The organism is Ferruginibacter sp., assembly GCF_028288465.1.
Lineage (GTDB): Bacteria > Bacteroidota > Bacteroidia > Chitinophagales > Chitinophagaceae > Ferruginibacter.
Genome location: NZ_JAQBNR010000046.1, coordinates 82470 through 96060, shown reverse-complemented (window position 1 = coordinate 96060; position 13591 = coordinate 82470). Strand labels below are relative to the sequence as shown.

Sequence of the window (13591 nt, the reverse complement as noted above, 5' to 3'; positions counted from 1 at the left end):
TTTTCAATGAAAAAAATTATTTTAATCTCAACAATAGCAGTGCTGCTATTCAGCGCAGCCGGTTGCAAAAAAGACAGTGCTTTCCTGGATGTACAGCCGAATACATTTCTCACAAACGACCAGGTTTTCAGCGATCCCGCTTTGGTACTTTCCGTGCTGGGCGACTTATACAACCGGCAACTTGATTTTAGCGGCCTTGATAACGGATGGGGAAGTTTTACAGATTTCAGTGAAAGTTTTCCGTCAGAGAACAGCAGTTTCGCCCGTGATCTTGTACAAAGAACCGGCTGGAACTATGATAACTGGGGTGTTAACTGGTTTGACAGTTACAACTATATCCGCGACCTGAATTTGTTTTTACAAAGAGACAGTGCCTCTACAGCGCTTTCTGATGGCGATAAAAAAAGATTTAGTGCTGAAGCCAGGTTCCTGCGGGCTAATTTTTATTTCGAATTAGCCAAACGTTACGGCGGCGTACCATTAAGCCTGCAGCCGCTTTCTTATGATTACAATGGTGATGCCACTTACCTGCAAATACCAAGATCGAAAGAAGCGCAACTATATGATTTTATCATCAGCGAAGCGGAAGCCATTAAAGGTGATTTGCCGGCAGATGTAAATGAAAAATCAAGAGCAAGTAAAGGAGCAGCTTTGGCAATGGAAGCGAGGGCCGCCTTGTATGCAGGTTCTATAGCAAAATATGGTGCCAACACACCGTCCATAGCTACGCCCGGTGGAGAAGTGGGAATTTCAGCCGCCAAATCAAACGACTATTATGCGATTGTGTTAAGGGCTACCAGTGAAATTATTAATGGCAGCGCAGGTGCATATAAGTTGTACACCGCGCCAACCGGCGCTAATGCAACAGCCCTGGCAGATAACTATGCCAATCTGTTCTTAGACAAAACCAGCCCGGAAACCATCTTCTTTGAAGATTTTAAAACCGGTGCCAAAACACATGGTTTTACCACCAACGATCAGCCGTACTCCATATCAGACGAAGGCGGCGATGCAGGCCGGCTAGATCCTTCACTCAACCTTGCAGAAGCTTTCGAAAAAACGGATAATACCTATGCTCCGTTTGCTACAAAAGATGGCTCGGGCAATCCGATTTATTACTCCAATATCCAGGACATATTTGCTGACAGGGATGCGAGGCTTGCAGGAACTATTTTGTTGCCAGGCAGTTTGTTTAAAGGACGTGCAGTGGATATATGGGCAGGTTACGAGCTCGCTGACGGAAGCGTAATTACCAGTGATGAAGCAGGCCATTTAAAACCGCTAACAACCGGCGGAACACCGGTACAGGTGGTTGGTAAAGACGGCCCTGTAAACGGACTGGAGTTTAGAACACAAACTGGTTTTTACATCCGCAAATACCTGGACCCAACTGTGGGCTCAGGCCGCAGGGGGCAAGGCAGTACTGTAGCGTTTATCCGTTACCGTTATGCCGAAGTTTTGCTGAATGCTGCTGAAGCTGCTTTTGAAACAGGTGATAATATTACTGCTGCACTTTATTTAAACCAGGTGCGCTCAAGGGCTGGTCTTACAGTTCCTTTAACAGCCGGCGATATTAATTTCAATAGAATTGTGCACGAGCGCAGAGTAGAGCTTTGTTTTGAAGGGCATATTTTATATGATATGAAACGCTGGCGCATTGCTGATAAAGTATGGGACGGTGTACCTACCACGTTGAGTGATTTAAAAAGCAATATCGGCGTGGCCAGCAGGCACAGCACTCAGCCGTGGGGTTTATGGCCATACAAAACTTATTTTCCGGGCAGCCCTGATAATAATAAATGGTTATTCAAAGAAACATTACCGGCAGTTGTAACAGGTGCCAACCGCTTTTTATTCGGTAACTATTACACCTTTATCGGAGATGATGTAAGAGCGGCCAATCCGCAAATTGTGAAACAACCCAACCAATAATTATTTATTAAATTTTTAATAATGAAAAATATATTTCAATTCATTTTGGCAGGCCTTGTGGTTGCTTCAATCGGTGCCTGTAAAAAGGATAACTACACCGCTCCTTCTTCTACTTTAACCGGCAAAATTGTGTACAACGGAGAAGCCATCCAGGTGGAAAGAAACCAGGTGCCCTTTCAAATTTACCAGTACGGTTTTGGAAAGGTAGGTGCCATCAACAGTACGTTTTCCCAGGAAGGTACTTATTCTGCCGTATTATATGACGGCGATTATAAAATGATTATTCCCGTAGGACAAGGGCCATTTATTTCTAAAGAGCTGTCACCCGGCGTGCCGGATTCAATAGCTGTTACATTGGCTGGAAGTAAGGCACTGGACATAGAAGTAATGCCTTATTATATGATCAGAACTCCCCAGCTAACAGGCGGTGGAGGCAAGGTAAATACAACCTTTAAAATTGAAAAAATAATCAATGATGTAAACGCGAAGGATATTGAAAGTGTGACGCTTTTTATCAACAAGACCGAATTTGTTTCAGGGGTTGATAATGTGGCATCCGCTAATTTAAGCGGAGGTGATATTACCGATTTGAACAACGTAAATTTAAGTGTTTCAGTTCCCGCAATTTCTCCTGCACAAACCTATGTTTTTGCCCGTATCGGTCTTAAAATAGCAGGTGTGGAAGACAGGATTTTTTCGCCGGTAGAAAAAATCACTTACTAGTTTGTTGTCTATTGAAAAAAGAATAAACCGGGTGAAGAACCTTTTATAATCGGAAAGTTATCATAACAGAAGCCATTTCAGCGCAGGCTGTTTGGCTTTTGTTATATATTTACGAACCTAAAACTGCCCGCGGGTTATTTGCATTTAATTATTTAACTGAAGCCATCAATGAAAAAAATTCTCACTTTATTTATTGTTTCGTCATTTTGTGTAACAGCTTTTTCTCAATCCGAATGGAAAATTGCAGGCGATAAAATTGTAACGTCCTGGGCAGAAAAAGTGGATCCGGCAAAACCATTGCAGGAATATCCCCGGCCACAAATGGTACGCAACAGCTGGATGAATCTAAACGGATTGTGGCAGTACGCTATTTTGCCAAAGTCTCAGGAAACAATACCAGCTTCATTTGCAGGTAAAATAGCGGTACCATTTGCCGTGGAATCGGCATTATCCGGCGTTGGTAAAACGGTTGGTAAGGACAGTGTGTTATGGTATCAGCGCAGCATCAGTCTTCCGGCTAATTTTAAAAACAATAAAGTGTTGTTGCAGTTTGGAGCGGTTGACTGGTTGTGTACGGTGTACGTAAACGGTAAACAAGTAGGTACTCACCAGGGCGGCTTTGATCCTTTTAGTTTTGATGTTACCAATGCGCTTGCCAAAAAAGGCAACCAGCAAATTGCCATCCGTGTGTGGGATCCCACAGACGATGGTCCGCAGCCACGAGGCAAGCAGGTAAAAGATCCCAAAGGTATTTGGTACACGCCTGTAACCGGCATCTGGCAAACAGTTTGGCTGGAAGCCGTTCCCAACACATACATCAGCACTACAACACAAACACCGGATGTAGATAAACAATCACTGCACATAAAAGCTACAGTGGAGCAACTGCAACCGGGAGACGAAGTGGTAGCGACCGCATTTAAAGGCACAGAAAAAATAGCAGAGCAAAAAATACAACCCGGCACCGATGCAACGTTGGCCATTGCCAATCCGCAGCTATGGTCGCCCAACAGCCCGTTTTTGTACGACTTAACGTACACGGTTATGCGCAAAGGGAAAAAGGTGGACGAAGTAAAAAGCTATTTCGCCATGCGGAAAATCTCCATGCAGGCAGATAAAAATGGTATACAACGTATGTTGCTGAACAATGAATTTGTTTTTCAGTTTGGTCCGCTCGACCAGGGTTGGTGGCCCGACGGTTTGTACACGGCCCCAACCGATGAGGCATTGAAATTTGACATCGAGCAAACAAAGGCAATGGGATTTAATTTAATCCGCAAACACACCAAAACAGAAAGCGCCCGCTGGTACAATTACTGCGATAAACTCGGCATGCTTGTGTGGCAGGATATGCCCACCGGTGACCTCGGTAACCAATGGGAAAACAGGCCTGGTATTTATGGCCGTGCAACAGATAAAGACCGCACACCCGAATCGGAAAAAATATTTCGTACCGAGTGGAATGAAATTATGCAGGACCTGCACAATTTTCCCTGCATCGTGGTATGGGTACCATTTAACGAAGCCTGGGGCCAGTTTAAAACAAAAGAAATTGTAGAATGGACGATGCAGAAAGACCCAAGCCGCCTCGTAAATACAGCCAGCGGTGGCAACTTTGTAAACGTCGGTCCAATTATAGACCTTCACAATTATCCTGAACCATTAATGCCTGATCCGGAATTGTTTGGTGCCAAAAGAATATTGGTGCTCGGCGAATTTGGCGGTCTTGGTCTACCTGTTGAAGGACATACCTGGCAATCTAAAAATAACTGGGGTTACCAGAGTTTTAAAAATAAAGAAGAGTTACTAAAAAGGTATACAGAGTTAATCAATAAAATACCTGCTTTAGTAGAGAAAGGGTTGTCAGCCGCCGTATACACTCAAACTACGGATGTGGAAGGCGAAAGCAATGGCTTCCTTACGTACGACAGAAAAGATATGAAAATGCCCGTAGAAAAATTGAAGGCACTCAATTCGGCATTGACGAAGACTGTACTTAAATGACGGCAGAAAGTGAATGGTCAGTTGTGAATGGTCAATGGTGAATAGGCAATGGTGAATAGTGAATTACTGCTGCCTTATTGCCTACTGCCTATTCACTATTGCCTATTGACCATTGACAGGTGCTTAACACTTGTAGTTTATAATCTAACCAGATAAAAAAAATATTACATCATGAAGAAATTGTTTGTACTGTGTTTTTTGATTGTTAACAGCTGGCTTGGTTTTGCCCAAAGCAGCAAAGCGCCCGCTTATCCTTTAATAACTCATGATCCTTATTTCAGCATCTGGTCAACCACCGATGAACTGGCTGCATCACCAACCAAACACTGGACAGGTGCCGATCAGTCTTTAATTGGTATGATAAAAGTAGATGGTGAAGCCTATCGCTTTTTAGGTAATGTGGGCAAGATGTATAAAACAATTTTACCTGCCGGTGATGAAGTAAATTATGAAGCGGCTTATACAGAAGATCAGCCTGCTCAAGGCTGGATCAGCACCGGCTTTGATGATAGTCAGTGGAAAAAAGGCAAAGCACCTTTTGGTGATAATTTAAGCGTGGTAAAAACAAAATGGCTCAGCAAAAATATCTGGATGAGAAGAAAGTTTACTGTCAGCGACCTGAATCTTAACAACCTGTTTTTAAAATTAAGTCATGATGATGATGTGGAAGCTTACCTGAATGGTGACCTCGTGTACAAAAGAGTAGGGTGGACCAACAAATATATTTACCTGCCCATCAGCGATGATATCAAAAGCAAACTTAAAAAAGACGACAATATTTTAGCCATACACGTTATCAATAATGTAGGTGGTGCCATGCTGGACGCAGGCATTGTAGAAGAGCCCAAAGCGGCTACCGGCAATACCGTACAAACAGCCATTCAGAACAGTGTGCAGTTAAATGCCACACAAACCATCTACGATTTTACCTGTGGTAAAGTAAACCTGTCACTCACTTTTACTTCACCATTACTCATCAACAACCTGGCGATTTTGGCAAGGCCGGTATCCTATATCAGCGCTAAAATAAAATCAACAGATGGCGCTTCGCATGATGTGCAATTGTACTTTGGCGCTTCAACCGATATAGCGGCTAACATGCCCACACAGGCAATGACCACACAACAATATACTTCCGGAGGCTTGTCTATTTTAAAAGCCGGAACTGTTGAACAGCCTGTATTACAAAAGAAAGGAGATGACCTGCGCATTGACTGGGGCTATATGTATGTAGCGGTTCCATCCGCTGCAGGTGTAAAACAATCTGTTACTGAAGACGGTAATGCATCCAAATTATTTACGCCAGCCGCGACAAGTCTTAAAGGTGGTAAACACTTATTGTTAGGTACCGTGATCAACCTCGGTAAAATTGCTGCCGCTGTAAAAGAGCAACTGATTTTAATGGGCTACGATGACCTGTATTCCATACAATATTTTAAAACAAACCTGCGTCCTTACTGGAACCAGAGCGGTACAGTGAAATTTGAGCAGGAACTTACACAGGCAGCTGCAGATTATAAAACAACCATCAAAAAATGTGAAGTCATCAATAAAATGATTCATGATGATGCGGTGAAAGCTGGTGGTGAAGAATACGCAAAATTATGTGAGCTGGCCTACCGTCAAAGTATTGCCGCACACAAACTGGTTAAAAGTCCAAAGGGCGAATTGCTGTTGTTATCAAAAGAAAATTTTAGTAACGGTTCTATCAATACAGTGGATGTTACTTATCCATCAGCACCACTTTACCTGGCGTACAATCCCCAATTATTTGAAGGAATGCTGAACGGAATTTTTTATTACAGTGAAAGTGGCAAATGGGCGAAACCCTATCCATCACACGATTTGGGAACTTATCCTATTGCCAACGGACAAACTTATGGCGAAGATATGCCAGTGGAAGAATGTGGTAACATGATGGCGCTGACCGCCGCTGTTTGCAAGGCAGAAGGCAATGTGAGCTTTGCAAAAAAGCATTGGAAAACCCTGGCTATATGGGCAGATTATTTAAGTAAAGAAGGACTTGATCCGGCACTGCAATTGTGTACTGATGATTTCGCAGGTCACCTGGCACGCAACGCCAATCTTTCTATGAAGGCAATTGTTGCGTTGGGTGGTTATGTACAAATGGCTGAAAAAGCAGGCGAACAACACACCGCAGCAAAGTACCGAAGCATCACAAAAGACATGGTAAAAAAATGGATGGCCATGGCCGAAGACGGCGATCATTATTCTTTAACTTTTAATGATAAAGGCACCTGGAGCCAAAAGTATAACCTTGTTTGGGACAAGGTGTTAAAACTGAATTATTTTCCAAAAGAAGTATATGAAAAGGAGATAAAATATTATCTCACCAAACAAAATGAATTTGGATTGCCGCTGGATAGCCGGAAGACGTACACCAAATCAGACTGGATAATATGGATATCTGTGCTGGCAGACAATCAAAAAGATTTTACTGCATTGGTTGCGCCCGTTTATAAGTACGCCACACAGACAACTTCCCGTGTGCCTATCAGTGACTGGCACGAAACAACGGATGGTAAAATGGTAGGCTTCCAGGCAAGAAGTGTGGTAGGTGGCTACTTTATGAAAGTGCTTGAAATGAAATTAAAAAACAAATAGGCGATAGTTTAATACAGGCATTTAAATTTAATACTGCAATACATTTTCAAACCAATAGTTAAACTCTTAATTTACTAAAGCATGACAAAAAGCATACGGCTGTTCGCCCTGTTATTTTTACTGGTTGTTTCAACAGCAACGCAGGCGCAGAAATCTAAAAAAGCAACAACAGCCGCGCCGGTAGCGGGTACAGTCTGGCCGGTTGAAAAAGCAACTGCATGGTACAACCAGCACAAGTGGATCACCGGTGCCAATTATATACCTGCCAACGCACTTAACCAGCTGGAAATGTGGCAGGCCGATACGTTTGATCCTGCAACAATTGATAAAGAACTGGGCTGGGCACAGGGTTTGGGCTTTAATACCATGCGGGTATTTTTGCATTCCATCGCCTGGAAACAGGATCCTGACGGTTTTAAAAAACGTGTAGGAGAATTCTTAACCATCGCCGATAAGCACCACATTCAACCCCTGTTTGTATTTTTTGATGACTGCTGGAACAAGGAACCAAAAGCAGGTAAACAACCCGATGTAAAAACAGGCATTCACAATTCAGGATGGATGCAGGACCCGGGCCAGCCGGCTTCTGCAGACAGCACCAACTTTCCCGGCCTTGAAAAATATGTAAAAGATGTGCTGACCAGTTTTGCACACGATAAAAGAATTTTATTATGGGATTTATATAATGAGCCAGGTAACAATGGCAAGGGCGATTCTTCCCTGGCATTGCTGACAAAAGTATTTGAATGGGCACGTGCGGTAAATCCCGATCAGCCAATATCTGCAGGCCTTTGGGCATGGGATCTTGAGAACCTGAATGCTTTCCAGTTAACACATTCCGATGTTATTACGTACCACGATTACCAGGAAGCGCCGCTGCATAAAACAGTCATCCAAATATTAAAGGCCAATGGCAAACCATTGATCTGCACCGAGTACATGGCACGCACGAGGAACAGCCGTTTCTCTACCGAATTGCCGCTGATGAAAAAGGAAAATGTGGGTGCCATCAATTGGGGTTTTGTTGCGGGAAAAACAAATACCATTTACGCCTGGGATACCCCCACACCGGATGGCAGTCAGCCTGTAGAATGGTTTCATGATATTTTCAGACCAGATGGAACAGCTTACAGGGAAGATGAAATTAACCTGATAAAAAAACTAAACGGGGTGCTATAAGCCCTTAAAAATAAATTTTCATATGGCAGTCGTTAAGACCTGTTGTTTCTACTCCAGGTCATTTTTTTAACACAATACTTTTTTAACCAGCTAAGAAGCATTGTGAGACTGCATCCGAAAGCTATCGGATGGCGACGCTCCGTTCAGCATTTCAGCTTTGTGGATCTTCGGTCCGCTGAAGCAGGTAACTGCTGTTGATGCGACAATTTAAGTAGGGAGTTACCTTACCTATCTGCTTTTAAAAACACGTCTATGAGTGAAATTATTTTAAAAGTAACACTGATGGATATAGCACGGGAGCTGAATATTACTGCGGCCACCGTGTCCCGTGCGCTGAATGATCATCCCGCAATAAAAGAAGCTACAAAAAAAATGGTCAGGGAAGTAGCGGAAAAATTGCAGTACCAGCCCAACAAAATAGCCTCGTCTTTACGCTCCGGTAAATCAAATATCATTGGGGTAATTATACCCAGTGCAGAAATTAATTTCTTTGGTTCGGTAGTTCATGGCATTGAAAAAATAGCCAACGAAAACCACTACAACGTACTCATTTACCAAACCAATGAAATGTATGAGTACGAGAAAAAAGGCGTGCAAACTTTTTTGCAGTCGCAGGTAGATGGCGTGCTGGCTTCCATCTCAAAGGAAAGCATTAACCTGGATCATTACAACGAAATAAAAAAACGCGGTGTGCCGCTGATCCTCTTCGACAGGGCGGTTGACACCCTCGGCGTATCCTCCGTTGTGGTAGATGATTACGCAGGCGCCTTTGCTGCCACCAAGCACCTCATCATGCAGGGTTGCAGGCGCATAGCGCACATCGGCGGCCAGCAGCATGTAAGCATATTTAACCAGCGTTTAAAAGGTTATATTGATGCACTGAATGTACATAACATCGCCGTGGATGATGACCTGATTGTGTTTGGAAAAGTAAGCATCGAATCGGGGCGTGACTGGATGAAAAAGTTACTGGCGTTGCCGAAAATACCGGACGGCCTTTTTGCAGTGGAAGATTTTACAGCGCTCGGCGCCATGCAGGCCATCAAATCAGCCGGCATAAAAATACCGGATGAAATTGCCATCATCGGTTTTGCCAATGAACCCTTTGGTGAGTACATAACGCCGTCGCTTTCAACAGTAAACCAGCAAACGGTACAAATGGGCGAAGAAGCGGCGAAGTTATTTTTCGACGCACAGGAAAAAAAGGGAGAGGCCAATGCAAGCCCTTTTAAATTGGTGTTGCAGCCGGAGTTAATTTGCAGGCAATCGAGCCAGAAAAATTTTAAATAATAACAACAGTACTTAGTGAAACGATTTGAATGTATTTTGACTTGATTTGATGCGTTCGTTGCTGATTGCTTACATTACTTTACAATACTGTTGATCAAAAATACAAATCAGGTTTAAGTAAGGGGTTGGTGAGGAACACCTAGCCCGGGAAGGCAGCCGTGGTGGGTTCCCACCCGCCACCGGAACGAATCTTAAATCAAGATAGTTTTTGAATAATAATGTAAACGATTGCAGTTAATTTCAAGTCGCCAATGAACCAATCCAATGTAAAATTTACGTCCGGCAATTAATCAAGCATGCGTAGATATTTTAAAATTTATATTGCTTTTATAGTGTTTGCAATTGTTGCGTGCAGTCATAAAACTGTGGGCAAAACTTCACACGCAACCGTAAAAAAGCATTCAGCGAAACACCTTAGTTGGGATCAGTCATCTTTAAAAAAAATAGCACCTGTAAACGGAAGCAATGTTACGTACTGTGGTTATCCGCGAATGATACAGCTGCATGATAAAAGTTTGATCTGTGTGTACGAAGCGGCAGGCGGTAATATCGAGAGTATTAAAAGTGCTGACCTTGGAAATACCTGGTCTGCGCCGGTAATAATAGCCACACGGAAAAACGGCATCAATATGGCCGTGCCTGAAATACTTCAATTAAAAGATCATTCTTTACTGGCATCTTATAACCCCCGGCCTTCGCCCATAGATTCCTCCAAACACTTTGGCATCCGCACCAAAAAAAGTTATGATGGTGGCCTGACATGGAAAGATGAACGCCTGTTGTATGAAGCAGATTCAAAATTTGAAGATGGTTGCTGGGAGCCATCACAAATACAATTGCCTTCCGGCGAGATACAATTATTTTTCAGCAACGAAGGCATTTACACCCACAGCAACGAACAGAATATTTCTGTCCTCCGCTCAATGGATAATGGGTTAAGCTGGACGACCGAACCGCAAATTGTGAGCTTTCGTGCAGGCAAAAGAGATGGTATGCCGGTGCCCGTTTTATTAAAGGATAAAAACGAAATCCTATTTTCCATAGAAGATAATGCGGTTAATACTTTTAAACCATCTATCATTCGTGGTTCTATCGATGGTAAATGGAATAGTGTTGTTGATGGTGCCAGTGGCCGCCGCAATGCAGCGCTTGCAACACCTTTGCCCGATAGTGTTTATGCGGGTGCCCCGTACCTGCGTCAGCTTAAAACCGGCGAAACCATTTTAGCTTACCAGGGAACAAGCGGAAGAAACAAGAACTGGGAGCAGTCCTGTATGTTTGTCACCGTCGGTGATAGTGATGGAAGAAACTTCGGACAAACCTCCATTCCTTTTAATGTGCCACTCAATAAACATGGCCTGTGGAATTCGCTTTGTGTGCTGGACGATGATACCATCATTGCGCTCACGTCAACCAATGCATATTCCGACAAAGGCGCAGAGGTTTGGATGATAAAAGGTCATTTAGTAAACGATTAATAATTCAATGTCGTTTACTTAAGTAAATTTAGCTCTGGGGAAAAGGTGGTAGACCTTATTAAACAATTGATAACTATAAAAGTTCGACCACCTTCATTCGCTAATTAAACGACATTGATTATTAATTTAATAAATAAAGGCAAAAATAATTTAAGTATGAAATCTGTAAAAACTGTTTTGTTTGTTTTCATGTTGGTGATAGCGGTATTGCCTGCCAGGCTTGCGGCGCAAAATGCGGCAAAAATTACGAATGTAAAACGTCCGTCTACCACAACTGCCAACAAATTTTATACTGGCAACAAAGCGCCATTGGTGCCACTTGCATTTGTAAAATTGCCGGTCGGCAGCATTAAGCCCAACGGCTGGATTTTAAAATACCTGGAACTGCAGCGGGATGGCTTAACAGGCAAGCTCGGTGAGATAAGTGCCTGGCTTGATAAGAACAACAACGCCTGGTTTAGCGGCACCGGCAAAGGTGATCATGGCTGGGAAGAAGTGCCTTACTGGTTAAAAGGTTATGGCAACCTAGGCTATATTTTAAAAGATGAAAAGATTGTAGCGGAAACAAAATTATGGCTCGACAAAGTTTTTCAAAGCCAGCAGCCAAATGGCTATTTCGGTCCCGCTTTTGCCACGACGGATATACAGGAAGCCAAGGCTGGTCTGCAGGATATGTGGCCGAACATGCTGATGTTATGGTGCATGCAGTCCTATTACGAATACAGCAACGATGCACGGGTAATTCCGTTTATGACGAAATATTTTAAATGGCAATCTACCGTGCCGGATGCAAAGCTGCTGAAGATTTATTGGGAGAACAGCCGCGGTGGTGATAATCTCTACAGCATCTATTGGCTGTACAACCGTACCGGTGAAAAATGGTTGCTGGATCTTGCCAATAAAATTCACCGCAATACTGCCGACTGGTCGCAAAAGGACAGCTTACCCAACTGGCACAATGTAAACATCGCTCAATGTTTTCGTGAACCTGCAACGTATTACATGCAAACAAAAGACAGCAGTTTTTTGAACGCCACCTACAACGATTTTTATTTGGTAAGAAGCATTTACGGACAAGTGCCCGGAGGCATGTTTGGGGCTGACGAAAATGCAAGAAAAGGTTTTGATGATCCGCGACAGGCTGTGGAAACCTGCGGCATGGTGGAGCAAATGGCAAGCGATGAAATCTTAACCGGCATCACCGGAGACCCCATGTGGGCCGATCATTGCGAGGAGGTTGCTTTTAATACTTACCCTGCAGCGGTAATGCCCGACTTTAAAGGTTTGCGTTATTTAACAGCGCCCAACATGGTCGTGAGTGACAGCCGCAACCATGCCCCCGGCATTCAAAACGAAGGCCCTTTTTTAATGATGAACCCTTTCAGCAGCCGTTGCTGCCAGCACAACCATGCACAGGGCTGGCCTTATTATGCAGAACATTTATGGATGGCAACTCCTGATAACGGCATTGCTGCGTTGCTCTACAACAGCAGTGAAGTAACTGCTAAAGTAGGTACAGGAAAAGGCAGTCTTGTTACGCTGAAACAAACGACGCATTATCCCTTTGATGAAAATATTAAAATTGAAGTCACTACAAAAAGCAGTACCAGTTTTCCTTTGTACCTGCGCATTCCAAACTGGTGCAGCAATGCAACCATTAAAGTAAATGGTGTTGATGAAAAAGTGATGGTAGACCCCGGCTCTTATGCACGTATCGAAACCAAATGGAAGCAGGGAGATGTAGTAGAACTGGTATTACCAATGAAGCTGAAAAAACAAGACTGGACGAAGAATAAAAACAGTGTCAGCATCAGTTACGGTCCGCTTACTTTCTCCTTAAAAATTGAGGAGTCTTATAAAATGGTCGACAGTAAAAAAGCCGTTGCGTGGGATTCCAAATGGCAGCCGGATGCAGACCAAAGCAAATGGCCGTCCTACGAAATTTACCCGGCCAACATGTGGAATTACGGGCTTGCCTTAAATGACCTGCCTTTGGAAAGCCAGTTTGAAATGGTTAAAAAAGCCTGGCCCGAAAATGATTTTCCTTTTACCGAAGCCGACGTTCCGTTTATGCTGAAAGCAAAAGGAAAAATTATCCCGGAATGGATACTGGATAAATATGGTTTGTGCGACGTATTGCCGCAAAGCCCGGTAACCGTAGCAACAAAAGAACAGCCTATAGAACTGATACCAATGGGCGCTGCGAGGTTAAGGATTGCATCGTTTCCGGTGGTGAAATAATTAAAAATTAAAAAGTCAAAAGTAAAAAGAATACGAGCTCAATTGTTGGGATGTATTTCGACTTTTTACTTTTCAACAAAGCGCTGGAGACCGGGCCGGCATTGAGCTACGGTCGGCAC

8 protein-coding genes are annotated in these 13591 nt (G+C 43.4%); all 8 read left to right on the top strand.

What is annotated here, in order from left to right; all coding sequences use genetic code 11:
* Window positions 1-6 precede the first annotated feature (6 nt).
* A complete protein-coding gene (locus JWR61_RS17720) occupies window positions 7-1932 on the top strand; it encodes a RagB/SusD family nutrient uptake outer membrane protein (protein ID WP_290338184.1) in 1926 nt (641 codons plus the stop codon).
* A 21-nt stretch (window positions 1933-1953) separates the two neighbouring features.
* Complete coding sequence (locus tag JWR61_RS17715) at window positions 1954-2655, top strand: DUF3823 domain-containing protein (protein WP_301929079.1); 702 nt, start codon at window positions 1954-1956, stop codon at window positions 2653-2655.
* 168 nt (window positions 2656-2823) lie between these two features.
* A complete protein-coding gene (locus JWR61_RS17710) occupies window positions 2824-4659 on the top strand; it encodes a glycoside hydrolase family 2 protein (protein WP_301929078.1) in 1836 nt (611 codons plus the stop codon).
* 171 nt (window positions 4660-4830) lie between these two features.
* Window positions 4831-7284, top strand: a complete 2454-nt coding sequence (locus JWR61_RS17705; RefSeq protein WP_301929077.1) for a glutaminase family protein — start codon at window positions 4831-4833, stop codon at window positions 7282-7284.
* An 81-nt stretch (window positions 7285-7365) separates the two neighbouring features.
* Window positions 7366-8463: a cellulase family glycosylhydrolase gene (locus JWR61_RS17700; protein ID WP_301929076.1), complete on the top strand. Its 1098-nt coding sequence runs from the start codon at window positions 7366-7368 to the stop codon at window positions 8461-8463.
* A gap of 252 nt (window positions 8464-8715) precedes the next feature.
* Window positions 8716-9753, top strand: coding sequence for a LacI family DNA-binding transcriptional regulator (locus JWR61_RS17695; RefSeq protein WP_301929075.1), 1038 nt, complete (start codon window positions 8716-8718; stop codon window positions 9751-9753).
* 296 nt (window positions 9754-10049) lie between these two features.
* The gene (locus JWR61_RS17690) at window positions 10050-11231 is read left to right on the top strand and encodes a sialidase family protein (RefSeq protein WP_301929074.1); all 1182 of its coding nucleotides are present in this window, start codon (window positions 10050-10052) and stop codon (window positions 11229-11231) included.
* Window positions 11232-11387: 156 nt separating this feature from the next.
* The gene (locus tag JWR61_RS17685; RefSeq protein ID WP_301929073.1) at window positions 11388-13472 is read left to right on the top strand and encodes a beta-L-arabinofuranosidase domain-containing protein; all 2085 of its coding nucleotides are present in this window, start codon (window positions 11388-11390) and stop codon (window positions 13470-13472) included.
* Window positions 13473-13591 lie beyond the last annotated feature (119 nt).